The organism is Pseudomonas saliphila, from assembly GCF_008638345.1.
Classification (GTDB): Bacteria; Pseudomonadota; Gammaproteobacteria; order Pseudomonadales; family Pseudomonadaceae; genus Halopseudomonas; species Halopseudomonas saliphila.
The window spans coordinates 14,208-39,985 of the sequence record NZ_VTVA01000001.1 but is presented as its reverse complement, the minus strand read 5'-3'; the positions used below and the strand labels follow the sequence as shown (position 1 = coordinate 39,985).

Annotated in this window: 20 protein-coding genes and 1 pseudogene; 10 read left to right on the top strand and 11 right to left on the bottom strand. The window is 57.7% G+C overall.

The window, feature by feature from the left end; genetic code table 11:
• Window positions 1–439: 439 nt before the first annotated feature.
• From FHK95_RS00170 to dctP, 3 genes are all read right to left on the bottom strand, one after another.
• On the bottom strand, window positions 440–1,750 hold the full coding sequence (locus tag FHK95_RS00170; protein WP_150302573.1) for a TRAP transporter large permease: 1,311 nt from the start codon (window positions 1,748–1,750) through the stop codon (window positions 440–442).
• The gene (locus tag FHK95_RS00165; protein WP_150302572.1) at window positions 1,747–2,289 is read right to left on the bottom strand and encodes a TRAP transporter small permease subunit; all 543 of its coding nucleotides are present in this window, start codon (window positions 2,287–2,289) and stop codon (window positions 1,747–1,749) included. Before FHK95_RS00165 ends, FHK95_RS00170 begins: the two co-directional genes overlap by 4 nt.
• A gap of 78 nt (window positions 2,290–2,367) precedes the next feature.
• Window positions 2,368–3,408 (bottom strand): TRAP transporter substrate-binding protein DctP, encoded by a 1,041-nt coding sequence (gene dctP, locus FHK95_RS00160; protein WP_150302571.1) that lies wholly within the window; start codon window positions 3,406–3,408, stop codon window positions 2,368–2,370.
• Between the two features lie 540 nt (window positions 3,409–3,948).
• Here dctP and FHK95_RS00155 point away from each other — a divergent pair.
• On the top strand, window positions 3,949–5,613 hold the full coding sequence (locus FHK95_RS00155) for a long-chain fatty acid--CoA ligase (RefSeq protein ID WP_150302570.1): 1,665 nt from the start codon (window positions 3,949–3,951) through the stop codon (window positions 5,611–5,613).
• A 59-nt stretch (window positions 5,614–5,672) separates the two neighbouring features.
• Here the strand turns inward: FHK95_RS00155 and FHK95_RS00150 are convergent, their stop codons facing one another.
• The 3 genes and pseudogenes from FHK95_RS00150 to FHK95_RS20385 all read right to left on the bottom strand — a co-directional run.
• Window positions 5,673–6,449 carry an IclR family transcriptional regulator gene (locus FHK95_RS00150; protein ID WP_150302914.1) on the bottom strand — a complete coding sequence of 259 codons (777 nt, stop codon included), beginning with the start codon at window positions 6,447–6,449 and terminating at the stop codon, window positions 5,673–5,675.
• A 284-nt stretch (window positions 6,450–6,733) separates the two neighbouring features.
• Complete coding sequence (locus FHK95_RS20390; RefSeq protein ID WP_408003579.1) at window positions 6,734–7,576, bottom strand: methyl-accepting chemotaxis protein; 843 nt, start codon at window positions 7,574–7,576, stop codon at window positions 6,734–6,736.
• An 18-nt stretch (window positions 7,577–7,594) separates the two neighbouring features.
• Window positions 7,595–8,422, bottom strand: a pseudogene (locus FHK95_RS20385) (cache domain-containing protein); the annotation flags it as partial.
• Between the two features lie 239 nt (window positions 8,423–8,661).
• Between FHK95_RS20385 and FHK95_RS00140 the strand changes: the two are divergent.
• The 3 genes from FHK95_RS00140 to groL all read left to right on the top strand — a co-directional run bounded on the left by FHK95_RS00140 (window position 8,662) and on the right by groL (window position 11,309).
• Window positions 8,662–9,111 (top strand): FxsA family protein, encoded by a 450-nt coding sequence (locus FHK95_RS00140; RefSeq protein WP_150302568.1) that lies wholly within the window; start codon window positions 8,662–8,664, stop codon window positions 9,109–9,111.
• 204 nt (window positions 9,112–9,315) lie between these two features.
• Window positions 9,316–9,606, top strand: coding sequence for a co-chaperone GroES (locus tag FHK95_RS00135; protein WP_150302567.1), 291 nt, complete (start codon window positions 9,316–9,318; stop codon window positions 9,604–9,606).
• A gap of 56 nt (window positions 9,607–9,662) precedes the next feature.
• The gene (groL, locus tag FHK95_RS00130) at window positions 9,663–11,309 is read left to right on the top strand and encodes a chaperonin GroEL (RefSeq protein ID WP_150302566.1); all 1,647 of its coding nucleotides are present in this window, start codon (window positions 9,663–9,665) and stop codon (window positions 11,307–11,309) included.
• 517 nt (window positions 11,310–11,826) lie between these two features.
• Here the strand turns inward: groL and fdxA are convergent.
• A complete protein-coding gene (gene fdxA / locus FHK95_RS00125) occupies window positions 11,827–12,150 on the bottom strand; it encodes a ferredoxin FdxA (protein ID WP_150300815.1) in 324 nt (107 codons plus the stop codon).
• 147 nt (window positions 12,151–12,297) lie between these two features.
• On the bottom strand, window positions 12,298–14,871 hold the full coding sequence (gene mutS, locus FHK95_RS00120) for a DNA mismatch repair protein MutS (protein WP_235906674.1): 2,574 nt from the start codon (window positions 14,869–14,871) through the stop codon (window positions 12,298–12,300).
• Window positions 14,872–15,267: 396 nt separating this feature from the next.
• On the opposite strand from mutS, the gene FHK95_RS00115 reads away from it, so the two are divergent.
• From FHK95_RS00115 to FHK95_RS00105, 3 genes are all read left to right on the top strand, one after another.
• Window positions 15,268–16,830, top strand: a complete 1,563-nt coding sequence (locus tag FHK95_RS00115) for a class I adenylate-forming enzyme family protein (protein ID WP_150302565.1) — start codon at window positions 15,268–15,270, stop codon at window positions 16,828–16,830.
• A gap of 100 nt (window positions 16,831–16,930) precedes the next feature.
• Complete coding sequence (locus tag FHK95_RS00110) at window positions 16,931–18,130, top strand: TAXI family TRAP transporter solute-binding subunit (protein WP_150302564.1); 1,200 nt, start codon at window positions 16,931–16,933, stop codon at window positions 18,128–18,130.
• Between the two features lie 61 nt (window positions 18,131–18,191).
• Window positions 18,192–20,117, top strand: coding sequence for a TRAP transporter permease (locus FHK95_RS00105; protein ID WP_150302563.1), 1,926 nt, complete (start codon window positions 18,192–18,194; stop codon window positions 20,115–20,117).
• Window positions 20,118–20,191: 74 nt separating this feature from the next.
• Here FHK95_RS00105 and FHK95_RS00100 read toward each other — a convergent pair whose 3' ends face one another.
• The gene (locus FHK95_RS00100) at window positions 20,192–20,887 is read right to left on the bottom strand and encodes a TetR/AcrR family transcriptional regulator (RefSeq protein WP_150302562.1); all 696 of its coding nucleotides are present in this window, start codon (window positions 20,885–20,887) and stop codon (window positions 20,192–20,194) included.
• A gap of 260 nt (window positions 20,888–21,147) precedes the next feature.
• Between FHK95_RS00100 and FHK95_RS00095 the strand changes: the two genes are divergently transcribed.
• The 3 genes from FHK95_RS00095 to FHK95_RS00085 all read left to right on the top strand — a co-directional run bounded on the left by FHK95_RS00095 (window position 21,148) and on the right by FHK95_RS00085 (window position 23,273).
• Complete coding sequence (locus FHK95_RS00095) at window positions 21,148–21,675, top strand: CinA family protein (protein WP_150302560.1); 528 nt, start codon at window positions 21,148–21,150, stop codon at window positions 21,673–21,675.
• A 97-nt stretch (window positions 21,676–21,772) separates the two neighbouring features.
• A complete protein-coding gene (recA, locus tag FHK95_RS00090) occupies window positions 21,773–22,810 on the top strand; it encodes a recombinase RecA (RefSeq protein WP_150302557.1) in 1,038 nt (345 codons plus the stop codon).
• Window positions 22,811–22,829: 19 nt separating this feature from the next.
• Window positions 22,830–23,273, top strand: coding sequence for a regulatory protein RecX (locus FHK95_RS00085; RefSeq protein ID WP_150302555.1), 444 nt, complete (start codon window positions 22,830–22,832; stop codon window positions 23,271–23,273).
• Here the strand turns inward: FHK95_RS00085 and FHK95_RS00080 are convergent.
• Together FHK95_RS00080 and FHK95_RS00075 are read right to left on the bottom strand one after the other, a co-directional pair.
• Entirely contained in the window at window positions 23,233–24,321 is a 1,089-nt protein-coding gene (locus tag FHK95_RS00080; protein WP_150302552.1) for an LOG family protein, read from the bottom strand. The genes FHK95_RS00085 and FHK95_RS00080 overlap by 41 nt on opposite strands.
• 17 nt (window positions 24,322–24,338) lie before the next feature.
• Window positions 24,339–25,742 (bottom strand): MBL fold metallo-hydrolase RNA specificity domain-containing protein, encoded by a 1,404-nt coding sequence (locus FHK95_RS00075; RefSeq protein ID WP_150302549.1) that lies wholly within the window; start codon window positions 25,740–25,742, stop codon window positions 24,339–24,341.
• Between the last annotated feature and the right edge of the window lie 36 nt (window positions 25,743–25,778).

Below are 25,778 nucleotides of genomic sequence, written 5' to 3'. Positions count from 1 at the left end.
GCTTCCGCCTACCTGCCGTCAGGATTGCGCAAGACGCCGTGAACCCGTCCCTGGGGGCTTGGTGAAAACATCCCTGTTTTCAACACGTGCTTCACCCTGTCAGCCAGCAGGCTTGAATAAACATCTGCGTGAGGTGGAGATCAGAACTGCTCCGGTCTTCCCATCAGACAGCTCCAATGTTCGTGCGAAGCGAGGCAACAGGGCTGAGCCGACCGTGCGATGACAGGGATGTCATCGACGAGCTTACAGGGACGTACTTGCAGCGTGTCGGCGCAGCCCTGTCGCCTCGCGACAGCTGACTCCGGACCAGGCAAGCCTGCGCTCAAGACGTTTTAACGGGTGGCAGGAGCTATCGAGAGGGAGTATTAAGCGGGCAGGGGATAGGTATTAAGCAAACCGCCTGCGGCCCGGGTTGCGGGTCGCAGGTGGCTATAGAGCGCTAGAACCAGAGATTTGGCAGGAAGGTGACGATATCCGGGAAGACCATCAACACGATCAAGCCAACGATCTGCACCAGCACGAAGGGGATAACCGAGGCGTAGATATCTTTCATGGTGATGCCCGGCGGCACTATGCCCTTCAAGTAGAACAGATTGAAGCCGAAGGGCGGCGTCATGTAGCCGATTTCCATGTTGATCACAAACAGGATGCCGAACCAGATAGGGTCGAAACCGAGGGAATCGACAATCGGCAGGAACACCGGAAGGGTGATCAGCATGATGCCTACAGGATCGAGCACCATGCCCAGCAGGAACACGATCACCATCATGGCGATAATGATGCCCCATGGGCCGCCTGGGATCGCCATCATCAGGCTTTCGATGAACTGATGTGCTCCCATGCTCTGATAAGCCGAGCTGAAGGCGTGGGCCGCGAACAGGATCCAGACGATCATGCCGGTCAGCTTGAAGGTGCGGATCGACGCTTCGCGAATCATGGTCATGTTCAGTTGGCGGTACACGGCTGCAGAGATCAATGCACCCAGTACACCCATGGCGGCGGCTTCGGTCGGCGTGGTTATACCGCCGATGATCGAGCCCATGACCATTACCACGACCATCACCGGCAGGATTACCGAGCGTACAGCTCTGAACTTGTCCGGCCAGCTTCCGCGTTCGGACGGAGGCAGGGCAGGCCCAAGGTTCGGTTGGATATAGCAGCGGATGGTCACGTAAAGCACGGTCAGGATGATCAATACCAGACCGGGCAGGATGCCGGCCGCAAACATCTTGCCCACCGATACGCCGGAAATCAGCGCATACAGGATCATCATGATGCTCGGCGGTATCAGTACACCCCAGCCGCCACCGGTATTGATTACCCCCAGGACCATGCGTTTGTCATAACCCCGTTCGAGCATCGAGGGCAGGGCGATGGTGCCCATGGCCACCACTGCAGCGCCGCTGATGCCAACCATGGCCGCAAATACCGCGCAGATGCCCAGGGTCCCGACCGCCAGGCCGCCACGCATACCACCGCACCATAGGTGCATCATGCGGTACAGGTCACGCGCTACGCCGGTCCGTTCCAGGATCATCGCCATGAACACGAACAATGGAATGGCCAGGAGTGTGAAGCTGCCCATGGTGCCGTAGATTTGCGACGCCACCATGTAGAAGGAATCAATCCCCCAGGTGAAATAGAGGAATACCACGGAAACGCCGCCGAGTACGAATACCAGCGGAACGCCCATGAATATGAAGAACAGCAGGGCGCCGAAGAACAGCAGAGTCAGGGCTTCAATACTCACAACTCATCTCCCGTTTCGCCTTCTTCAGGCTTGTAGTAATCCAGGTTCAACGCGATGGCGATGTCTTGCAGAAGCTTGACGATGCCTTGCAGCAGAAGCAGCGTTGCTCCGACCGGAATGGCCACTTTGATCGGCCAGATGGGCGGATTCCATGCGGAATAGGACGTTTCCCAGCTGCGGACCGATTCCTGCGCCATGTCGTAACCGAAATAGAGCAGCGCCAGGACAAAGATGAAGAAAATGATGGAGCCGAGGATATCAATCACAGCCCGCACTCTGGGGCCGAATTTTGAATGGAACAGGTCGACGTTGACGTGCCCCCGATGCGCAAGGATGTAGCCACCTGAGAGCACCGCGTAAGCACCGAATAACATTTGCGTCAGTTCATTCGTCCATACGGTGGGCGAATTGAACATATAACGCAGAAATACCTCTAGCATCAGAAACGCGAAAATCGGCAGGATCAGATAGGCAACTGTTCGCCCGATAACGTCATTCAGTTTGGTAACGCCATTCATGAATGCAGTGATTGCACGCATCACACCCTCCGGGCATACCGCTATGGCTCAATAGAAAACCCGGAGCCATAACGGCTCCGGGCGGTGTCGCAGTAAAACTTACAGGTAGCCGAGTTCGCCGAGGAATTCCTTGAGCATGCTCAGGGCCTTCTTGGTGTTATCGCTACGCTCACCTTCCTTGTCCCACTGCTTCATTGCAGCCTGGGTCAACTGAGCCTGTACGTCGTCAGGCAGGGTGTTAATTTCCACGCCCTTCTCCTTGACGGCCTTGGCCAGGGTCACGCGCTCCTGGTACTGATATTCATTGGTGCGGAACCAGAACTGCTCTTCAAGCGCCTGTTTGACGATCTGCTGAAGATCTTCGGGCAGCTTGTCCATCGACCGCTGGCTGACGATGAATACGTCGGTACCGGCGATATTCAGTGCAGGCTTGACGTGATACTTGGCGACCTCATAAAGGGCCATGCTGTCAGCGCCCTGAGAAGCGCCCCAATGCGCACCATCGACAATGCCGGCATCCAGTGCGGAATACAGCTCGCCACCCGGAATATAGGATGCAGTGGCACCAGCATCGGTCAGGAAGGTCTGCAGCGAGCCGGAGGAACGAATCTTCAAGCCCTTGAAGTCCGCCATGCTGTTAACCGGACGCTTGATGACCATCTCAGTGGGATACACCTTGTCGGTGGCCCAGTAGACATTGTGCTCGGCTGCTTCGGCCCGCAGCATTTCTTCAAAGCCCATAGCCTGATGGAAGTACGCAGCCTCCCAGACGTTACGGAAAGCGAACGGCAAGCCCGAGGCGATGCCGGCCAGGCTGATCTTGTTCTGGGCGTAGGAGGGCGAGATCGTGCCCATATCAAGAATGCCGCGGCTAACGGCGTTGAACGTCTCCTGAGCGCTGAACAAGGAACCGGCTTCAAAAAGCTGCAGTTTCAGTCGACCATCGGAGCGCTCTTCCAGCGTATCTTTCAGCCGGACCAGACTATCCTTGTAAGACGAGCTTGCGCCCGGCCAGTGGGACTGGACACGCCAGGTAGTGGTTTCTGCCGCTGAGGCGACGGATGGAATCAGAGTGGCTGAGGTGGCCAGAGCGACAGCTGCCGCCACGGTGCCCAGTTTCTTTCGCAGATTTGTTAACATTTTCGTGCCTCGTTGTTGTTCTGTTTAACTGTTTCGCTGTGCAGAACTGTCGTCTGCACAATGAGTCAGGCTTTTAAATTTAACACACGAAAGGGTGATTGCAATACTCATTGCTCACCGGATCGAGACAGCCCAAGTGTGACGCGCTGGAGAGGGCCTTAACGAGTATAGATCATCCTGAAAATCGCGGTGATATGGCCGATTCAAGGGCTTTGCGGGAGAGGGGAGGCGAATCGGCGCGGCTCGTCGAGCATGGATCACGGGGTTGAGCGTGAGGAGAAAAAGCGATTCAAGCCCCATGCGCCAAAATGATACGAGTGTTTTAGTATGCGGTACTGACTTTCGTAGCGTTGACTTCGAAACCGATCGGTTGTCCAATTGGATCCCCCTGGCGCTTGGATGTGGAAGCTGCGGCTGCAGTGCCGAGTCTGACGCCTACGCTGGCATGGCGCCTCCGTCAGAACAACGGAAGCCCTGCATCGTGCTTATCGCTGTGCAGCCCTGGGGCTGTTCGGTTTACCGTATATTAGGACAATAAACATGTTTACGAGACATTATGGCGTTTGGCCGAAGGGCTTGTCCAAAACCATGACGCTGCCGCAAACCAGCCTCTTTACCAACCTCGAAATCTCCGTCCGGCGGTACCCTGATCATCCCGCGATCATTTTTTATGATACCCGTATCACTTATACCGAACTGCTGCGCGACGTCGAAGCCCTGGCCGGCTGGCTGCAGGCGCAAGGCGTGAAGAAAGGCGATCGGGTACTGCTCTACATGCAGAACTCGCCGCAGTACGTCATCAGTTACTACGCGATACTGCGCGCCGACGCGGTGGTGATCCCGGTCAATCCGATGAATCGCCACGCCGAACTCGAGCATTATATTGCTGATACCGGTGCTGAAATCTGCCTGGCGGGCCAGGAGCTGGCTGAATACATCATGCCGATGCTGGAGCACACCGCTCTCCGGCAGGTGGTCGTTTCAGCCTACGGCAGCTGTCTGCGCGAGCCGACCGATCTTGAGCTTCCTGTCGAAGTCACACTTCCGGAAACGCCGCTGCCTGAAGGCGGCACACGGTGGGAAGCTGCACTCGCTGCCGGCTATCAACCAGGCCCGCATACGGTGGGGCCGGACGATCTGGCGTTGATTCCTTACAGCTCGGGCACCACAGGCGCACCCAAGGGCTGCATGCATGTGCATCGTGCGGTCATGGCCACTGCAGTCCACCGCTCGGTCTGGAATCTCGCCACTGCCGATAGCGTGCAGTTGTCGACCTTGCCGTTCTTTCATGTCACCGGCATGCAAGCGTCGATGAACAGTCCGATTTATACCGGCTCGACTTCTGTGATCATGACTCGCTGGAACCGCACTGTAGCGGCCAAACTGATCGAGCGTTACCGGGTGACTGGCTGGGCGAACATCGTGACCATGGCGGTCGATTTTCTGTCGAATCCCGATCTGGTCAACTATGACATATCCAGTTTGCAGACCATTGGCGGCGGCGGCGCGGCGATGCCTGAAGCCATTGCCGCGAAACTGCATCGGCTCACGGGTCTGTCCTATATAGAAGGATACGGCTTGTCAGAGACCATGGCTGCCACGCATATCAACCCGCCGGAGCATCCGAAAGCGCAGTGCCTGGGCATTCCAGTGTTCGATGTTGATTCGCGCATCATCGATCCAGATACGCTTGAAGAAATGGGCCCTGGTGAAACCGGTGAGATTGTCAGTAATGGCCCGCAGATTACCGTTGGCTACTGGAACCGTCCGGAAGAGACTGCTGCGGCCTTTATCGAACTGGATGGCAAGCGGTTCTTCCGTACCGGTGATCTGGCCCGTTACGACGAGCAGGGTTACTTCTTCATGGTCGATCGAATCAAGCGGATGATCAATGCCTCCGGCTTCAAGGTCTGGCCGAGCGAAGTGGAAAGCATGATGTATCAGAACCCGCTGATCCGCGAGGTGTGCATCATTTCCTCGCCCCATCCCAAGCGGGGTGAAACGGTCAAAGCCTGTATCGTCTTGAGCCCTGAAGCGAATCCGGCCACGGCGGAGCAGGAGATCCTTGACTGGTGCAAGGCCGAGATGGCGACCTATAAAGTGCCCGCGATCATTGAGTTCATGACCGAGTTGCCCAAATCGCCTTCCGGAAAGCTGATGTGGCGCGAGCTGCAGGCACTGGAGTGGAGCAAAGCCGCTTCTTGATATATCAGGAGCGTGCCGTTGTCAGTGCACGCTCCTGACCCACAAAGCAAAAGTGGCGATCAGCTGCCCAGCGACTGGATATCCCCGGCCAGGATCACCAGCTGATGGGCGATGTCATCGCGGATTTTTTCCTGCGGTACAAGGTAGGAGGGCGCTGCGCAGGTCAGCGCCATAGTATTTCCATCTGCCAGGGTTATGGGTACCCCAGCGGTGTTCACATTGCGGTCCCAGTCCCCGAGCGACAGGCAGAACCCGTGCTGCTGATAATCCCTGACTGCCTGCTCCAGCCCAGCGCGTTTCTCAGGCCACAGCGCTTCACCGTAGCTTTCAGCTAATGCGTCCAGTAGTTGCTGGCGCTCATCTTCCTGCAATGACGCGCAGTAGGCGCGCCCGGCTGCGGTTGTGGCCATGGGCAGCTTCAAGCCGATTTCCATGCGCAACAGCGAGGCCTCGGGCGGCAGGCGGTTTTCCACATAGATCATATGGAAGCGGTCGCGGCAGGTAAGGCCTATCGAGGTATTATTCAGTCGGGCAAATTCGTCCATGTACGGCCTGGCCAGCTGGCGGACCCGCAGATTGGAAACGTAGGTATGACCGAGCGCAAGCACGCCGGCGCTGAGCTGATATTTTTCCAGACGAGCGTTGTAGCTGAGATAACCCAGAGTGGTCAGGGTAAAGGTCATGCGCGAAACCGTTGCCTTGGGCAATTGAGTAATGCGCGCGATTTCCTGATTACCAAGGGTCACCGAGCCTTCGCCGAACGCTCTCAACACATTCAAGCCCCGGGACAACGATTCCACGAATCGACGATCCTTCGTTACGTCGCTGGGGAACATCTGTTTGGACACGTCCTTATCTCCATTGTGGTGTGGTCCGGGAGTCTATGTACGGGCTCTTGGTTCTCGAGCCTACCCCAGAGATTCGCGACCTACCCGGCATTAGTCGATCAACAGAGACCTGCGTCACATTTCTGCCTGGGTGGGTGGGGTGAAGATTAAGCCTTTACTAGCGCTGGCGATAGGCAGCAGATCGGAATGGCGGGTTGCACGCAGGAACTGACGGGAATGATCGCTGACAGGGTCAAGCTGGTGCTCGACCCTGTGGAGTACCAGGCCCGGCTTCAGTGCACTTTGAACTGGGATACAAGCCGGCGCAGATTTTCACCCAGCCGGGCCAGTTCGCTACTGGCGTCGGAGGTCTGGCTGACTCCCGTTGCGCTTTGTGCTGCTGCGTTGACGATGCTGACGACGTTGCGATTAATGTCTTCTGCAACATGGCTCTGCTGTTCGGATGCTGCGGCGACCTGAATTATCTGGCCTCGAATCATCCCCACCGATTCTTCGATCGTCTGCAGTGAGCCGGCTGCTTCGTTGATCGCGCCCACGGTCTGCTCGGATTGCGTCTGGGCGCTTTTCATCTGGTCGGCGGCAATTTTCGCGTCATTCACGTAGCTTTCAATCATCGATCGGATCTGGGTGGCCGACTCACCGCTGCGGCTCGCAAGCTGGCGCACCTCATCGGCGACCACGGCAAAGCCGCGACCCATCTCTCCCGCGCGTGCGGCCTCGATCGCGGCATTGAGCGCCAGCAGATTTGTCTGATCGGTGACATCGCGAATTACATTGACGACGGACTGGATTTCATCGCTCTTGGCGGCCAATGCTTCGATCATTCGAGCGCTTTCCTGCAGCGTTGCAACCAGCTGCCGAACCGAGTCCTGGGAAGAGAGCACCGTGCTGCGGCCCAGGCGCGATTGCTCGTCCGCGATGGATGCGGCAGTTTCAACCTCGTTGGCATTACCGGCAATTTGCAGCACGGTTGCAGCCATCTCGTGGATGGCCGAGGCTATCTGGTCAGTTTCGCTTCCCTGGAGTTCCACGGATGCCTGGGTCTGCGCTGCGATATGGCTAAGCTCTTCTGCAGCCGACGCCAATTGGTCGGTGGTGTCGCCTACCTGCACCATTGCGCGCTGGATCTTTGCGACGAACGCGTTGAATTGACGCCCCAGCTCGCTCAGCTCGTCATTGCCCTGATCAGGCAGGCGCTGAGTCAGGTCACCATCGCCCTCGGCAATTTCCTGCATTATGCGCGTAGCGCTATTGAGCGGACGGGTAACAGTGCGCCCTACGAAGACGCCGAGCAGTGTTGCGACGCCGACAATGAGGACAGTGATCCATAGGATGCGGCTCAGCGCGGCCGCGACATTCGCGTCGATTTCCTGTTGGGCAGCCACCACCGCTTTCTCGACATCGGTGACATAGATACCGGCGCCGATTACCCACTGCCATTCAGGCAGGTCAATTGAATAGGAAATCTTGGGCTCTGGCTGATCGGTGGCCGGATTGGGCCAGATGTATTCGTGAAAACCCTGTCCACTTCGCCCACTTGAAATCAGATTGCGCAACAGCTCCTTGCGCGCTGGCGTAGAGTTCAGCGAGGGACCTTCTGCGCTGGGCTTGGGGCGAAACGCCAGGTTATGCGAGTCATAAGTCCACGCATATATATAGTTGTTATCGCCGAAGCCCATTGAGCGGATGATGTCCCGCGCAGCGGTTTGCGCGCGGCTCCTTTCAAGGTATGGATCGGTGTAAACCTCTTCAATAGCGGTGCGCGCTGCTTCAACCACCTGCTTGAGCCCGGTTTTGTGAGCGGTAAGAAGCTGAGTGCGCAGCCGCTCCACTTCGGCGGCGCCTTGCTGCTGGATCTGATTGGTTGTGAGCCAGGCGATTACGCCGGCAGTCAATAGCACGGGGAGCAGAATTCCGATCAGCAAACGCGAACGTATACTGAGGAGTGAAACAGGGTTCATGAATTTTCCTTACTGGCTTTCGGGCGGAACGGTAGCTGGGTTGATTACCTGGGTGCGTTATCGGCAGGCCGCTCCGCGCCTGAAGTGCCTATTTCGCACATTTGGACGCTTTTTAGCCTATTTAGCCTGAGCTTGCCGGCCTTCACAGTCCGCGATCGGAGCTTCGGAACCATCGGACGGGTTGAAGTCTTCACCCGAGCACCCCATATAGTTTGTTTGCCAATTCATGCGAGGCTTTCATGCCGCTGATTCGAATTTTGTTATTACTCATCCCGCTGATCGAGCTCGCCGGGTTGATATTGCTGGGCCAGGCGATAGGTGTCGGATTCACCTTGCTCTGGGTCCTGGTGAGCGGGTTGCTCGGGGTCGCCGTGATTCAGCGCCAGGGCTGGGGCATGCTTCAGCGCCTGCAGGCGCAGATGGCGCAGGACCGTGCGCCATTTACGGTACTCAAGTCGGGGATGTGGGGCGTACTGGCTGGTGTGCTACTGGTTATCCCGGGCGTCGTGACCGACGTGTTGGCCGTGCCGGCGTTGATACTCGCGCTGCGTAATCGCAATCGTCCAGGCCCAGGCGAGCCAGGTGGTCCGACCGTCTGGAAGCGCGGCGAGCACCACATCATTGAAGGCGAGTGGGAGGCCGACCGCAAGGAGCCTTCCGGGCCGGATCAACGCATTGATCGCGAGTGATTCTGAGCAGAATTTTTTTACTCCCGGGGCTTGAAAAGCTTTTGCAGGGCCCCATTAAGGATTCACCAGTTTTGGCAAGCTCCCCTTGTTGGGTGCAGGCCCTGAACAAAGACATGCTTCGGCATGTTTGTCAGGCTGAAAGGCCTGTTTTTCTTGGAACGCCGGCATGCCGGCTTATAAAAAGCTAATTGGAGACTAAACACGATGAAAATTCGTCCGTTACACGATCGCGTCGTCGTTCGTCGCAGCGAAGAAGAAACTAAAACCGCTGGCGGTATCGTTCTGCCTGGCTCAGCCGCAGAAAAGCCGAATACTGGCGTGGTAATCGCTGTGGGTACCGGGCGTCTGCTGGACAACGGTGAAGTGCGCGCGCTGGCCGTCAAGGAAGGTGACAAAGTTGTCTTCGGTCCCTATTCCGGCAGCAGCACCATCAAGATCGACGGCGAAGACCTGCTGATCATGAGCGAATCCGAAATTTATGGTGTGCTGGACTGATCTGCGATCTGCTGACGTCCTGCATTTCTCCAACGAATATATGAAGGAAAGCGATAATGGCTGCTAAAGAAGTTAAATTCGGAATCTCCGGCCGCAACAAGATGCTGACGGGTGTCAATACTCTGGCTGATGCCGTCAAGGCGACTCTGGGACCGAAGGGTCGTAACGTGTTGATCGAGCGCAGCTTCGGCGCGCCGATGATTACCAAGGACGGCGTATCCGTCGCCAAGGAAATCGAGCTGAAAGACAAGTTCGAAAACATGGGCGCTCAGCTGGTCAAGGACGTAGCGTCCCGCGCCAATGATGACGCTGGCGACGGCACCACCACTGCTACCGTTCTGGCCCAGGCCATCGTCACTGAAGGTCTGAAGTCGGTCGCTGCCGGCATGAACCCGATGGATCTGAAGCGCGGCATCGACAAGGCAACTATCGCCATTGTTGCCGAGCTGAAGAACCTGGCCAAGCCCTGTGCCGATTCCCGCGCTATCGCTCAGGTTGGTACCATCTCTGCCAACTCTGATGAGTCGATCGGCAAGATCATTGCTGACGCGATGGAAAAAGTCGGCAAGGAAGGCGTTATCACCGTTGAAGAGGGCTCCGGCCTGGACAACGAGCTGTCTGTCGTAGAAGGCATGCAGTTCGATCGCGGCTACCTGTCTCCTTACTTCGTCAACAAGCCTGAAACAATGGCTGCCGAACTGGACAACCCGTACATCCTGCTGGTCGACAAGAAGATCTCCAACATTCGCGAAATGTTGCCGGTCCTCGAAGCAGTGGCCAAGGCCGGTCGTCCGCTGATGATCGTTGCTGAAGACGTTGAAGGCGAAGCGTTGGCGACTCTGGTTGTCAACAACATGCGCGGTATCGTCAAGGTTGTTGCGGTCAAGGCGCCTGGCTTCGGCGATCGCCGCAAGGCCATGCTGCAGGATATCGCTATCCTCACCGGCGGTACCGTGATCAGCGAAGAAGTTGGCCTGAGCCTGGAGAACACCACTCTTGAGCACCTCGGCCAAGCCAAGCGCGTTCAGATTAACAAGGACAACTCCACCCTTATCGACGGTGCTGGCACCCAGATCGATATCGAAGCGCGTGTTTCCCAGATCCGTAAGCAGATCGAAGACACCACTTCCGATTACGACCGTGAAAAGCTGCAAGAGCGTCTGGCCAAGCTGGCTGGCGGTGTTGCGGTTATCAAGGTCGGTGCGGCTACCGAAGTTGAGATGAAAGAGAAGAAGCACCGCGTTGAAGACGCTCTGCACGCAACCCGTGCGGCCGTCGAAGAAGGCGTGGTTCCTGGCGGTGGTGTGGCTCTGGTCCGCGCTCTGCAGGCTATCGAAGGCTTGACTGGCGCTAACGACGAGCAGACTGTCGGCATTAACCTGCTGCGTCGCGCTGTCGAAGCACCTTTCCGTCAGATCGTGACCAACGCTGGTGACGAAGCTTCCGTCGTACTGGACAAGGTCAAGGCCGGTACCGGTAACTACGGCTACAACGCCGCCACCGGTGAATACGGTGACATGATCGAAATGGGTATCCTCGATCCGGCTAAGGTTACTCGTGCTGCACTGCAGGCTGCTGCCTCTGTTGCCAGCATGATGATTACCACCGAAGCAATGATTGCCGAACTGCCTGATGACGACAAGCCTGGCATGCCTGATATGGGCGGCATGGGTGGTATGGGTGGCATGGGCGGCATGATGTAATTCTGCTGTTGCTGCTACAGAAAAACCCGGTCCATAAGGACCGGGTTTTTTTATGCGCGGCATATGGGTCTGACCCAGAACGGCGTGTAAGTGATTGCCTACACGCTACGTAAGCGATGTACGTCAAGTGCTGTCAGTGCGGCAGTCTATTGCCTGTATGAAAGTATCTAACACTTTGATAATAAATGAATTTATTGTCCGTGCCGCTGATCGGGACCCGATTGTTGTCAGTTGATTCCGCGCGGGTTGGACGTATTATGTATCCATGTGTGACGGATCACGCACCCCGGCAGGATGCCAGGGAAGGGATTTCCAGGAAGGTAAAGTCAGGAGGACTTGGACACGGATTGCACAAATGGAATGAAGAGTGGGCGGGTTAATCCCGCCCCTTTTTTTGCCTGCGATTTGGGTTTTTTACCACCTGCCGCGTTTAATCCAATACCTTTCCATTGCGCGGGCATAAAAAAGGCCGGCACCAGGCCAGCCTTTCTTATTCGATGCATCTCTTTCGGTGCGCTTAGCGCTCCAGATACTGCAACTTGTCTGGCACGCCGTCCCACTCTTCAGCATCCGGCAGGCCGTCTTTCTTCTCGGTGATGTTCGGCCAGATTTCCGCCAGCTCAGCGTTCAGCTCGGTATATTCCTGCTGATCGGCGGGCACTTCGTCTTCGGAGAAGATGGCGTTGGCCGGGCATTCAGGCTCACACAGGGCGCAATCGATGCATTCGTCCGGATGGATGACCAGGAAATTCGGGCCTTCGTAAAAACAATCGACAGGGCAGACCTCAACGCAATCTGTGTATTTGCATTTGATGCAGTTGTCGGTAACAACGAACGTCATTGTAGGTCTCCATCAAGATCAGGCGAGTACGAAAGTGGCGCGTAGTTTAGCAGTTTTTTTCTGTGGGTACAGGGAGTTAGCCGACCCGTACCCATAATGCGCTGTTATCCGCGCGTTTAATGAAAATCACTCTCATTTAGGCGCTGATCAAAGCATCTGCTCTTTCCATTGGTATAGCAGTTCAAGCGCCTGACGTGGGGTCAGGTCATCGGGTTTGATGCGCTGCATCTGCTCTATAAGCGGGTGCGGCGCGCTGGCGAACATGTCGCTCTGCATCGGCTGGTTACCCGCATTAAGTGTACTCGACTGCTGGTTGAGGCTCTGACGTTCAAGGTGCGCAAGATGTTGCTTGGCCCGTTCTACCACTTCCCGGGGTACGCCAGCCAGTTGTGCGACCTGTAAACCGTAACTCTGGCTCGCCGGACCTTCCAGTACGGTATGCAGAAAGACGATGCGCTCGTTGTGCTCGGTGGCATTGAGGTGCACGTTGGCTACGCCCGGATCGGTATCAGGCAGCCCTGTGAGTTCGAAATAATGCGTGGCGAACAAGGTGAAGGCGCGAATCTTGGCCAGGTATTCAGCAGCGGACCACGCAAGTGACAAACCGTCGAAGGTGCTGGTACCGCGGCCTACTTCATCCATCAATACCAGGCTGGCGGCGGTCGCATTGTGCAGAATGTTGGCCGTCTCGCTCATTTCCACCATGAAGGTGGAGCGGCCACCGGCGAGGTCATCGCTGGAGCCGATACGGGTGAAGATGCGGTCCACACAGGACAGTTCAACCTGCGCTGCCGGTACGTAGCTGCCGATATGCGCAAGCAGCACGATCAATGCCGTCTGACGCATGTAGGTCGATTTACCGCCCATATTGGGGCCGGTGATCACCAGCATGCGGATGTCATCGTTCAGGCACAGCCCGTTGGCGACAAAGGGGGTATCCAGGACCTGTTCGACCACCGGGTGACGGCCCTGGCGGATGATGAGCTGGCTGTCTTCGACGAAGCGCGGCAAGCAGAAATCCAGAGTGGCAGCGCGTTCGGCGAGGTTGGCCAGTACATCCAGTTCCGCCAGGCTCGCGGCGCTGTCCTGCAGCGCCGCCAGGTCTTCATTCAGACGATCGAGCAGTTCTTCATACAGCTGTTTCTCCCGGGCCAATGCGCGGCTGCGGGCAGACAGCGCCTTGTCTTCGAAGGTCTTCAGCTCAGGGGTGATAAAACGCTCGGCACCTTTCAATGTCTGTCGGCGGATGTAATCGGCCGGAGCCTTGTCTGACTGACCGCGCGACAGTTCGATGAAATAGCCGTGCACACGGTTATAGCCGACCTTCAGAGTGGACAACCCGGTGCGCTCGCGCTCTCGGGTTTCCAGGTCGAGAAGGAACTGCCCGGCGTTTTCACTGATGTTCTGCAGGTCATCGAGCTCGGCATCGAAGCCGGCCTTGATGACGCCGCCATCGCGCATCACCGCTGGCGGATTATCGATGACCGCGCGTTCCAGCAGCGCAGCCAGTTCCGGATAGGTGCGAACCTGTTCGGCCAGGTAACGCAGATGCGGGGTCTCGGTAGTGGCGAGTGCCTCTTGCAGCTGCGGCAGGACCGCCAAGGCGTCGCGCAGGCGCGCCAGATCACGCGGGCGGGCAGAGCGCAACGCAATCCGCGCGAGGATGCGCTCGATGTCGCCGATGCCCTTGAGTATCGGTTGGATGTCCTCGTGGAAGTGCTGATCGAGGAAGGTGGCAATACCGCTCTGCCGTGCTTCGAGCACCGCCATGTCCCGCAGGGGGCGATTCAACCAGCGCGCTAGCAGGCGTCCGCCCATGGCGGTCGAGGTCTGGTCGAGTACGTCGAGAAGCGTATTGTCGCGACCGCCGGACAGGTTGCTGTCGATTTCGAGGTTGCGCCGGCTGGCGCTGTCGATGATCACGCTGTCTTCAAAGCGCTCGCGCAGGATGCCGCGAATATGGGGCAGGGCGGTGCGCTGGGTTTCCTTGGCGTAGCACATCAGCGCGCCGGCCGCGCCGAGCCCGAGCGTGAGACCCGCACAGCCGAAACCGGCCAGGTCTTTGGTGCCGAACTGGTCGGTCAGCGATTTGAAGGCACTGTCCTTGTCAAAGTCCCAGGGCGCGCGCCGGCGAACTGCACGGCGCCGCTCGATAGGCGTATTGCTTTCCCAGTCATCCGGAATCAGCAGCTCGGCTGGCGCCAGGCGTTCCAGCTCGCCGAGCAGGGTTTCCCATCCCTGCAGCTCCATGGTGGTAAAACGGCCGCTGTTGATATCCAGGGTTGCCAACCCAAAGCCGCGCTCGCTTCCGACCAGTGCCGCGAGCAGGTTGTCACGCCGTTCATCCAGCAGTGCCTCATCACTGACCGTGCCGGGAGTGAGGATGCGCACTACCTGACGCTCAACCGGGCCCTTGGAGGTCGCTGGATCGCCGATCTGCTCACAGATCACCACTGATTCGCCCAGCTTGACCAGCTTGGCCAGATAGCCCTCGGCCGCGTGGAAGGGGATGCCCGCCATGGGGATCGGCTGGCCGCCCGACTGGCCGCGCGCGGTGAGGGTTATATCGAGCAGGCGCGACGCCTTTTTTGCATCGTCGTAGAACAGCTCGTAGAAATCGCCCATTCGATAAAACAGCAGTTGATCAGGATGGTGCTGTTTGATGCCGAAGTACTGCGTCATCATGGGGGTGTGGCTGGCGGACTTCTCGGCGCGGCTCATGCAGGTCTCTGGGGTCGGTGGCGTGGGATGAAACGGTAGCCGGGCATAGTCTACGCAAAGCGGTCTCGGCTTTTAAGCGCAAAATGCAGCGCTGATCGATCCCGACTATAACCCCTTCTCTTGCAGGCCAACGCGTCGCGGTCGGTTCGCCCAGTCTGTAATCCAGAAAATTCCATTATTCACCACCTGAATCATGCGTTTTCAACCAATCGGTATGGTCTCTCCGCTGTCTTGACACAGGCCGAGCAAGGATCGTAGCTTGATGCTGACAGTTGTCAGGGAGGGGCGACGAGAGAGTATTTGTTCGTGCCGTGCGCACAATAATTCCAGGAAGCTGCATGTGAATAATAATAAAACGCCGACTATGCTTGGCTGTCTGAACTGCGTGGTATCGCCATGATCCTGACCGACTTGCCCGACCATAACCTCGCACGCTTTGGCGAATATCCTTTCCTGTATTTTAATGGTCAGCCGCTGAGCAATCGCCAACTGCTGGACATGGCCAATCGTCTGGCCGCCGGGCTCCAGGCGCAGGGAATCAGACCGGGCGACCGTGTGATGGTCTGCATGGCGAATGCCCCTGAAGTGTTTATTGCCTACCAGGCCATCATGCGTGCCGGCGCGATTGTGCTGCCGGTGATGCATGTGCTGCATCCGAAGGAAATTGGATTCATCGCGCAGGTGTCGGAGGCGAGGGCGATCATCACCCAGCGTTCGATCCTTGCGAATGTGCAGCAAGCGGTGGCGGAACTCGATGCGCCGCCGCTACTGCTGGTGTCGGGCCTCGACGACTCGACCACCGAGCCTGCGGGGACCGCGCAGGTTGTTGATCTGCAGGCTCTGATGCAGGGCGGTTTCGGCCCTTTCGAGGCGGCTCAGCTGCAGCTGGACGATACGGCGGTGATTCTGTTTACCTCCGGTACAACAGGTCAGCCCAAGGGCGTGATGCTCACCCACCGTAATCTCTACAGTAATGCCGCCTCGTCAGCTTCCCTGGCAAACCGGGAGGGTGAGCCTCCCGGGACCACGCTGGGCGTTCTACCCCTGGCACATATCTACGGTTTCACTCAAGCCAACGCCCTGTTTCTCATAGGGGGCGCGATGGTGATACTGCCCAGGTTCGGCGTCCAGGAAGTCTGTCAGGCCATCCAGGAGCATAAGGTCCGCCGCTTTGGCGCAGTGCCCGCCATGATTCATGCCCTGGTTGCCGATCCGGTCACACACCAATATGACCTGTCGACCCTGGAAATAGTCGGTTCCGGATCCGCGCCCCTGCCCGTATCACTGATAACGGCCTTCAAAACGCGTTTTGGTGCGGATATCTACGAGGGTTATGGCTTGTCCGAAGCAGCGCCGACGGTATCTGCGCACCGTATCGGCGAGGTGCTCAAGCCAGGATCCGTGGGTCGCGCTTTTCCGGGTGTGGAATTGCGCATTATTGATGAATCCGGCCGCACGCTGCCAACAGGCGAAATAGGCGAGCTGCTGGTTCGGGGCGAGAACATTACGCCGGGCTACTACCGCAACGAGGCGGCAACCAACGCCGCAATCCGGGACGGCTGGCTGCATACCGGTGATGTTGCGCGTCTCGATGCAGACGGCTATCTCTATATCGTCGACCGTCAAAAAGATCTGATTCTGCGGGGCGGCTTCAATATCTATCCGCGAGATCTGGAGGAACTGATCTCTACGCATCCGGCGGTGGCGGAAGTCGCCGTGGTGGGAGTGCCCTCAGAGCGCATGGGCGAAGAGGTGATTGCGGTTGTCGTGCCTGCCAGGAATGCCGCGGTGACTGAATCCGAGCTATTGGCGTTCTGCCAGGCGCATCTGGCGAAATATAAGACCCCACGCGGCGTCATCTTTGTTGAGCAGATGCCGCGCAATGGCGTCGGAAAAATACTGAAGAAATCCTTGCGCGAGCACGTGGCGGCAATGGCTGCAGAGCTGGACCTGGTGTAGGTCATACTGAATCCGTAGAGAGCGTGTGCGCAACGGGTCCAGCTCAGGATGCTTGCCTACCGCGTCGCGGCAAACAATAACAAAACCGGAGAAATTTCCCATGAAGATCAAGTTGCTGAAAACCATGTTGAGTGCAGGTGTGTCTCTTGCGGCTGTGCTTGCGTTGGGCAGTGCCAGCCTGGCTCATGCCGATGAATACAAGATGCCGCGGCTGCTGGCCATAGGCACATCTGGCACCTCCAGTGGCAGCTTTGCCTCGACCAATGGCTGGGGCCCGGTTTTTCAGAAGGAGACTGGCTCTAACGTACGGATTGTCCCGGTAGACAACGAATCACAGCGGTATCAACGGCTGACCGATCGCCGGGATCTGATGATCAGTTCGGTCTCATCGGCTGAGATGCGCTTTCAGATCGAAGGCATCGGTAGCTATGCCGGCAGCAAGCCGGTGCCTCAGCGCGTGATCTGGCACCATAACGACACGCCCTGGGGTTTCGTCGTGGCAGGCAACTCTGATCTACAGACCATGGAGGATCTGAAGAAGCGAAAAATCACCGTGTCGCAGGGCGAGTTTTCACCGCCTATGGTGGTCGCCGTGACCAAAGCGCTGCCCGCCTACCTGGGCATGACCGATCAGGAAGTCACCGAGAATTTCTCCTTTGTGTCTGCCAGTAGCTATGCGCAAAGCTGCCGCGCTGTGGTAGAGGGCAGGGCTGACGTGGCTTATTGCGCGCCCACCAGCTCGATTCTCTCGGAAATGGAGGGCGCTCCGGGTGGTATCCGCTGGTTGAATATGGACCTCGATAACAAGGAAGCTTGGGACCGGTTCCTCGCGCACCGCACCATGGTCGTGCCCACCAAAATCGACCTTGGCGTGTCGACGGCAAAAGGCGTCGATGGCCTGGCATCCAACTTCCTGTATTCCGTACCTGCGGATGCTGACGAAGAGTTCGCCTACAACATGGCCAAGTGGTTCCATCAGTCGTTCGATAAATACAAGAACACGCATCCGCTGTCCGCCCGGATGGACCTGCCCATTTTCCGCGAATACCTGGACCGCTCACCGTTGCCGATTCATGAAGGCACCATTCGCTACCTGAAAGAAGTAAACGCCTGGACCGCTGAGGATGATCAGTGGAATCAGGCCGCAGTCGAGAAGATGGACCGCTGGACCAAGGCGCGCCAGGCGGCGCTGGATGAAGCAAGGAAGGGCCGGATTGAAGCGAGCCATAACAACGAAGAATTCATGGCAATCGTGAAGAAGCATACGGAAGGTCTGGAGCCGTTCCGCACCCGCCTCTAACCAATAGGGCGTGGGTCAAACCACGCCTCACCACCTTCTTTTATCTTTGGAAGCCAGTTCCATGAAACCTGACGCCGCAGCTCTTGAAAGTGTTGAGCATAAATCTGAAGTGACCCGGCTGGGCGACGCCAGCTCATGGCAAAGCATCCTCTTTGTCGTGCTCTGTGTCGCCGGTCTGTTAGCCGGCATTGCCTATATTTTTGGACTGACCTTTGCCGGCCATCGCCTGCTCGAAGGGGAATATTACTGGATCTTCATTGGCCTTTTCGGGGCTGCAGCGTTTGTCGCGCTGCCCGGGAAATCAAGTCAGCACAAGGTGCCCTTTTATGACTTGATCGCCGCCGTACTGATCATCGGCGTTAGTTTTTACTTTGCCGTCAATGCCTGGGATATGGCGCAGGCAGGCTGGAGTAACATGTACCTGGGCGTGGTGGTCTGGCTGCTGATGATGGAGCTGGCCCGGCGCAGTGGCGGTATGCCTTTCCTGCTGGTGGTCGTGCTCATCGGCCTGTATCCGCTGGTCGCTGACTATTTTCCCGGCTTGTTCATGGGGATTCCCTACCAGTTCGACCACATGATAGAAGCCCACATCTTCCGCACCGAAGGGATGATGGGGATCACCACCAAGATTGTCGCCGAGATTATCCTGGGATTCCTGGTGTTCGCCGGTATTCTGCTAGCGACGGGCGCGGGTGACTTCTTCATCGATCTGGCCAATGCCAGTTTTGGCCGTTATCGCGGCGGGCCTGCCAAGGTGGCCGTGGTCGCGAGCGCCTTCATGGGCAGTTTGTCCGGTTCGGTGTTCTCCAATATTGCAGGTACGGGCTCAATCACCATTCCAACCATGAAGAAAGCCGGCTACCCGGCACATTACGCTGGCGCTATCGAGGCCTGTGCTTCGACCGGTGGCGTGGTGATGCCCCCGGTGATGGGCGCGATTGCCTTCGTCATGGCGATTACCATCGGCGTCGACTACGCCGTAATCATGATTGCTGCGATCCTGCCGTCACTACTGTTCTACTTCGGGCTGATCCTGCAGGTGGATGCCTACGCCGCCCGTACCGGTATGAAAGGTATGCCCGCAGAGGATATTCCTTCCACGCGCAAGGTCCTGATGCGCGGCTGGCCTTTTATTCTGGTACTGGTGTTCCTCATCTGGGGACTGCTGTATATGCGCTGGGAGTACTATACGCCCTGGTACGCGTGCATCCTGATGATCGGCCTGTCCTTTCTGCGTAAAGAGACACGCCTGACGCCAACTCGGCTATACAGCGCGATACGGCAGATAGGCGTACTCATCACCCAGACCGCCGCAATCATCCTGCCCATCGCCTTTGTCGTGAGCGCCTTGACCATTACTGGTGTCACCGGCTCCCTGACCTCAGGTCTGGTGGGGCTTGGCGGCGACAACGTGTTCTTGGTGATTCTCTTCGGCATCGTCGCCTGCTTTGTCATGGGTATGGCGGGTCTGGCGATCGTGGCGTACATCTTCCTGGCGGTTACTCTGGCGCCGGCAATCATCGAGGTCGGAGGGCTGAACACCATCGCGGTGCACTTCTTCATCGTGTATTACGCCATGCTTTCGGTGATCACACCGCCGGTAGGTGCGGCAGCATTCCTTGCCGGCACCATGGCCGGGTCGTCGCCGATGAAGACGTCATTTACTGCCATGCGTCTGGGCATCGTCATCTACTTTATTCCGCTATTCTTCCTGTTCCAGCCGGCGCTGGTGCTGCAGGGCGATCTCACGCCGCTGTTCTATGTGCTGCCGTCGATCATCATCGGCATCATGCTGATATCGGGTGGTCTGGAGGGTTACTTGTTGGGGGCCGGGATGGTGAAGCCCTGGCAGCGGCTACCGCTGCTGGTCGCCGGCTTTGCCTTCAGCTTTCCCGGTTTGATGACAACTATCTTTGGGGGGCTGGCATCGGCGGTATTGATAGCGCTGGTGTGGAACCAGAACCGCCTTAAACCTAGTCTCGCCTGACGGCGGGGGCTTCAGATAGGAGAAATAGAGTCCGGAGCCACCATGGCTCCGGCTTTGTTTCTGGCCGGCCTGAGCTAGCCGACCTCAGGGCGGGGAGGGCGCGGGTGTTGTGCAAGGGTTTCGACCATGGCAGTAATGCCTGCGGCAACCGTATCGACGATGATTTCGTCGTCAATATCCTGATGCAGCCAGTCGCGCAACGGTCCAAAGCCGGCAAGATAGATAACCACGTTGGCAATGATTTCAGCCCTGGGATCGTCGGCTGCAAGACCTGCCCGATCACGGAATTTCGTGGCCATTTCGCCGATCACCAGGTGGTCGCGGGACCTCATGGCGTCGCGGTCGTCCTTCTGCAAGTGAGGAACCGAGCGGTAAGCGAGCAAGGTTCCCTTGCGCTTCTTGGTCCAGGACTCATGCAAATACAGCCTGACGCATTCCTTCAGTGGGCCCTGAGGATTCCGGTCCATCAATTCATGCAAATTGGGGGCGCCGGACCGAAACCAGAGCTTGTTCAGTAACCGTCGAAGAATGTCGTTCTTATTGGCGATATAGTCGTAAATGCTCGCCTGATTCACCCCGGATGAAGCGCATATGTCGCGAACGGTGGTGGAGGCAAAACCTTTCTTCAGAAAGAGCTCAAGGGCCGCCTCGCATATCTGGTCCCGGCGCTGTTCGGCGAGAGAGGTGTCCTGAATGCCTTCAAGTCTGGCTTCGAACAATTGGTCCGCGGGCTGTTCCGTCACTGCGGAATCGTTTTTGTTCGTGGGCATCGCTTAATCCATCGCAGGAAGATTCAACTCGGGCGGAGATCGTACTCAGGCTGGCAAATAATGCTGACGATCCCCCTGTTCGCGAGTCTACCATGCGTAGTGTGGGAGAATATTTGCCTCCCGCGCTATATACCAGAGCATCTGGCTGGAAGAATTTCTCGACACGGCTCATGCAGGTTTCTGGGGTCGGTGGCCTTGGGGTGATACGGTGGCCGGATAGTCCCGGCTTTTAAGCGCAAACATGAAAGAGGTGATCCACGATGTCTCAATACGACCCCTTGATCGACTCCGTAGCGGCCCGTCTGGGTAATGGGCTGCGGCGTCTGGGGCTCCAGGTCACGACCGCCGAGTCCTGTACCGGCGGTGGTATTGCTGAAGCTATCACCCGGGTCAGCGGCAGCTCCGCCTGGTTTGAAACCGGCTTCGTTACCTATGCCAATCGCAGCAAAACGCATTGGCTCGGCGTCCCCGAGGACATACTGGAAACGCACGGTGCGGTCAGCGAGCCGGTGGTGCGGGCCATGGCGCAGGGGGCGCTGCAGGCGGCGGATGCTGATCTGGCTGTGGCAGTAAGCGGTGTGGCTGGCCCGGATGGCGGCACACCGGAAAAGCCGGTTGGCACCGTCTGGTTTGCCTGGGCCATACGCGGCAAGGGTGTGATCAGCCACTGCAAGCGCATGCAGGGCAATCGCCGTGAAGTGCGTGCACACACGGTACTGAAAGCATTGGAAGGGTTGGTGATTGAAGTCGAGCGTCTCGCTGCGAACCGGTCATCATCAGGGGGGTAGGCGAGCTTCAGCAACTGTGGAATAATACTGACCAAATATACAGTAGTTATTCAGTAGTCCGGGCGCTACCGCTCCCGCCACTCCAAGAGGATGCACAATGGACGACAACAAGAAGAAGGCGCTTACGGCGGCTTTGAGTCAGATTGAACGTCAGTTTGGCAAGGGCGCGGTGATGCGCATGGGCGATCAGGAACGCCAGGCCATTCCGTCGATTTCGACCGGTTCGCTCGGGCTGGACATTGCCCTGGGTTTGGGCGGCTTGCCTAAAGGCCGGATCGTTGAGATCTATGGTCCGGAATCCTCCGGCAAGACCACGTTGACCCTGTCGGTCATCGCCCAGGCACAGAAGCAGGGCGCCACCTGCGCCTTCGTCGATGCCGAGCACGCACTGGATCCGCAATATGCCGAGAAACTGGGCGTTAAGGTTGATGACCTGCTGGTATCCCAGCCCGACACCGGCGAGCAGGCGCTGGAAATTACCGACATGCTGGTGCGCTCGAACGCTGTCGATGTAATTGTTATCGACTCCGTTGCTGCACTGGTACCCAAGGCCGAAATCGAAGGCGAAATGGGCGATCACCACGTCGGGGTACAGGCCCGTCTGATGTCCCAGGCACTGCGCAAGATCACCGGTAATATCAAGAATGCCAACTGTCTGGTGATCTTCATCAACCAGATCCGCATGAAAATCGGCGTGATGTTTGGCAATCCTGAAACCACGACTGGCGGCAACGCGCTGAAATTCTATTCGTCCGTGCGTCTGGATATCCGCCGCACCGGCGCGGTGAAGGAAGGCGATGAAGTCATCGGCAGTGAAACCCGCGTCAAAGTCGTCAAGAACAAGGTAGCGCCTCCGTTCCGCCAGGCTGAATTCCAGATCCTTTACGGACAGGGCATTTATCACAACGCCGAGATTATCGATCTGGGTGTGCAGATTGGCCTGATTGAAAAGGCCGGTGCCTGGTATAGCTACAAGGGCAGCAAAATTGGTCAGGGCAAGGCAAATGCTGCCAAGTACATGGCCGATAACCTCAAGATTGCCGAAGAGATTGAAAAGGCGATCCGTGAGAAGTTACTGCCGAAGCCAGTGAAGCCCGGCGCCGTGGTTGAAGACAGTGCCGAAGCGGATGCCTGAGCCGAGTTGTTGCTGAGGAATGTTTGGCCGAAAGGGGCTTGAAACGTCGTTAGCGATACGCCGCACAGCGCTGGATCTGCTGGCGCGGCGTGAACATACCCGCCTTGAACTGCAACGCAAGCTGCTTCAGCGCGAAGCGGTGAGCGAGCTGTTGGAGATTGAGCTGGACCGCCTCGAAGAAGACGGTCTGCTCAGCAACGAACGCTTCTGTGAAGCCTATGTGCATGCCCGTCACCAGCGTGGTTACGGGCCAATGCGGTTACGACAGGAGCTGCGCGAGCGCGGCGTCGCCGAATATCTGATTGACGCGATATTGCGTGACCCCGCTTATGACTGGAGCGCGCTCGCCCGCAAGACCTTCTGCAAACGCTTTCCCGAAGGTGTGGCAGCTGACCCCAGCGAACGCGCCAAGCAACTGCGCTTTATGCAGTATCGTGGTTTTGCTGGTTATGAGGTTGATTGAGCACGTCGATCAGTACGCGTAGGCGTCCGTGGTCGCGGCCATTGAACACGAAACACAGCCTCGCCAGTTGATTCAGCTCCGGCTCGTCCGATTCGCTCGAGGCGTCGTAGGTTTGGGAAAATCCCGGTTCGCGGCAGATCCCTGCAAATTCCTCTTCTATCTGCGCCATCGCCGCTTCGGTTAACGGGCGATACAGCCGGATGACGTACTGATCGTCCACCCAGCGCGCAGAATGATAATTGCTGTAAAACCGCAGAATATGCTCTATGGCCTCTTCGGGCGAGTGGGCAACCGTCATCAGATTCAGGTCAGATTCGGCGATGTAACCGGACTCGCACAGCTGATGGCGAAAAAACTCCACCAGGGCAGACCAGAAACCGCCGTCGGGCAGGTCCAGCAGGATAACCGGTACCACCGGACTCTTGCCGGTCTGGATCAGAGTCAGCAATTCCAGGGTTTCATCAAGGGTGCCAAACCCACCGGGACACAGCACCAGCGCATCGGCTTCCTTGACGAAGAACAGCTTGCGCAGGAAGAAGAACTTGAACGGCAGCTCATGATCGGTGCCGCGCACGATGTCGTTCGAACGCTGCTCGAAGGGCAGGGTGATATTGAACCCGAGACTGTTATCAAGACCGGCACCCTCGTGCGCCGCTGCCATGATGCCGGCCCCCGCACCGGTGATGGTCATGAAATCGTTGTGCGCGAGCGCAGCGCCCATCTGCTTGGCCAGCATATACAGATCATGGCTTATCGGCGTGCGGGCGGAGCCGAACACGGTCACCTTGCGCCGTCGCTTGAACAGGTCCAGTCGTGCAAAGGCCTGTTCCAGCTCACGTATGGTCTGCAGCATGATCTTGGCATCCCAGCGGTCCCGGTCAGCCTGTGCCATGCGTACCACGGTGAGCACCATGTCCTTGTATAACGAGGCATTCTCGGCGCTGCCCTGGCAGGCATTTATCAGCTCATCGACTTTGTCCTGGATACGGGCATCCCCGGTGCGCAGGTGCCGGTTCAGATACCCTACCGAGTTCAGATCATCGGACATGGATCACTCCTGCCAGGTCAAAAGGTGATTGTTTGTCCCTGCTCCGGAAGTTTGACGTCCCAGCCCAGTTGTTCCTTGATGGCAGCTGCGAGGAGGTGGCTTTTTTCTTCCTCGCCATGCACCAGATACACCTCGGGCGCGTTGGTGAAGTGCTTGAGCCAGCCAATCAAGTCGCTCTGGCCTGCATGGGCCGAGAAGCCGCCCAGGGTGTGCAGCTGAGCATTAACCGCCAGGCTCTGATGCACGACTCGGATCTGTTTCTCGCCATCCACCAGCCGGCGGCCGACGGTTCCCTTGGCCTGAAAGCCGGGGAAGATGACATGGCAATTCTTGCGCCACAGGTTGTGCTTGAAGTGGTGGACGATACGCCCGCCGTTGCACATCCCCGCGCCGGCAATGATGATTGCGCCGCTGGTCACCTTGTTGATCGCCATCGACTCGTCCGGGGTCTGGGTGCACTTGAGTATGGGCAGCCAATCCCTGAGCGTACCTTTGCCGTTGCCCTTGATCAGCGCCTTGTCTTCCTCGCTGAACTGGTGATGGTAACGATCGTATATTTTGGTGGCGGCGATCGCCATCGGACTATCCAGGTAGACGGTGTGCTGCTTGAGCAGGCCTGCCTGGTAGAACTTGCCCAGGTAATAAAGCAGGTCCTGGGTGCGGCCCACGGCGAAGGAGGGGATCAGCACGTTGCCGCCGTCCTTCCAGGCATGCTCGAGGATTTCCTGCAGCTCGACCAGCGTGTCCTCTTTGTTCCGGTGATCGCGGTCGCCATAAGTGGACTCCATGAGCACCAGATCTGCTTCCTCAAGGAACGCCGGATCGCGCAGTAGTGGGGCATTCTGGCCGCCCAGATCGCCGGAGAACACCAGACGCCGGTTGCGCTCGCCGTCTTCATGCACTGTGATTTCGACAATGGCCGAGCCAAGAATGTGTCCCGCCTCGTGGAAGCACACTTCAATACCGCGGGCCACCATGGTCGGTTGCAGGTACTCAGTCGGCTGGCATAACGCCAACGCCGCATCGGTGTCGGCCTGAACGTACAAGGGCTCCAGCAAGGGCTTGCCGGCGCGCTGGCGCCAGCGGTTTTCCCACTCTGTGTCGCGTTCCTGCAATCCCGCTGCGTCCTTGAGCATCAGCCCCAGCAAGTCGGTGCTGGCAGGAGTCAGATAGATCGAACCGCTGAAACCTTCAGCCACCAGCTTGGGCAGCAATCCGGAGTGATCCAGATGGGCATGGGAAATGACCACAGCGCTCAGCGCAGCAGGATCAAACGGGAAGCGGTTGCGGTTGTGTAGCTCGTCACGCCTGCCGCCCTGCGTCATGCCGCACTCGAGCAGAATCTGTTCGCCGTTGGCTTCCAGCAGGTAGCAAGAACCGGTGACCTGACGAACTGCGCCGTGAAACGTGAGTGAAGCCATAGAGATCATCCTTAATTCGGGGAAAGTTGATTATCA

Excerpts from the sequence above, each read along its gene's own strand:
- FHK95_RS00150 (WP_150302914.1), bottom strand. The coding sequence starts at position 6,449 with ATGTTCCCCAGCGACGTAACGAAGGATCGTCGATTCGTGGAATCGTTG.
- FHK95_RS00110 (WP_150302564.1), top strand. The coding sequence starts at position 16,931 with ATGAAGATCAAGTTGCTGAAAACCATGTTGAGTGCAGGTGTGTCTCTT.
- FHK95_RS00165 (WP_150302572.1), bottom strand. The coding sequence starts at position 2,289 with ATGCGTGCAATCACTGCATTCATGAATGGCGTTACCAAACTGAATGAC.
- FHK95_RS00085 (WP_150302555.1), top strand. The coding sequence starts at position 22,830 with ATGTTTGGCCGAAAGGGGCTTGAAACGTCGTTAGCGATACGCCGCACA.
- mutS (WP_235906674.1), bottom strand. The coding sequence starts at position 14,871 with ATGAGCCGCGCCGAGAAGTCCGCCAGCCACACCCCCATGATGACGCAG.
- FHK95_RS00105 (WP_150302563.1), top strand. The coding sequence starts at position 18,192 with ATGAAACCTGACGCCGCAGCTCTTGAAAGTGTTGAGCATAAATCTGAA.
- groL (WP_150302566.1), top strand. The coding sequence starts at position 9,663 with ATGGCTGCTAAAGAAGTTAAATTCGGAATCTCCGGCCGCAACAAGATG.
- FHK95_RS00135 (WP_150302567.1), top strand. The coding sequence starts at position 9,316 with ATGAAAATTCGTCCGTTACACGATCGCGTCGTCGTTCGTCGCAGCGAA.
- FHK95_RS00140 (WP_150302568.1), top strand. The coding sequence starts at position 8,662 with ATGCCGCTGATTCGAATTTTGTTATTACTCATCCCGCTGATCGAGCTC.
- recA (WP_150302557.1), top strand. The coding sequence starts at position 21,773 with ATGGACGACAACAAGAAGAAGGCGCTTACGGCGGCTTTGAGTCAGATT.
- FHK95_RS00075 (WP_150302549.1), bottom strand. The coding sequence starts at position 25,742 with ATGGCTTCACTCACGTTTCACGGCGCAGTTCGTCAGGTCACCGGTTCT.
- FHK95_RS00155 (WP_150302570.1), top strand. The coding sequence starts at position 3,949 with ATGTTTACGAGACATTATGGCGTTTGGCCGAAGGGCTTGTCCAAAACC.
- FHK95_RS00080 (WP_150302552.1), bottom strand. The coding sequence starts at position 24,321 with ATGTCCGATGATCTGAACTCGGTAGGGTATCTGAACCGGCACCTGCGC.
- fdxA (WP_150300815.1), bottom strand. The coding sequence starts at position 12,150 with ATGACGTTCGTTGTTACCGACAACTGCATCAAATGCAAATACACAGAT.
- dctP (WP_150302571.1), bottom strand. The coding sequence starts at position 3,408 with ATGTTAACAAATCTGCGAAAGAAACTGGGCACCGTGGCGGCAGCTGTC.
- FHK95_RS00100 (WP_150302562.1), bottom strand. The coding sequence starts at position 20,887 with ATGCCCACGAACAAAAACGATTCCGCAGTGACGGAACAGCCCGCGGAC.
- FHK95_RS00095 (WP_150302560.1), top strand. The coding sequence starts at position 21,148 with ATGTCTCAATACGACCCCTTGATCGACTCCGTAGCGGCCCGTCTGGGT.
- FHK95_RS00115 (WP_150302565.1), top strand. The coding sequence starts at position 15,268 with ATGATCCTGACCGACTTGCCCGACCATAACCTCGCACGCTTTGGCGAA.
- FHK95_RS20390 (WP_408003579.1), bottom strand. The coding sequence starts at position 7,576 with ATGGTGCAGGTAGGCGACACCACCGACCAATTGGCGTCGGCTGCAGAA.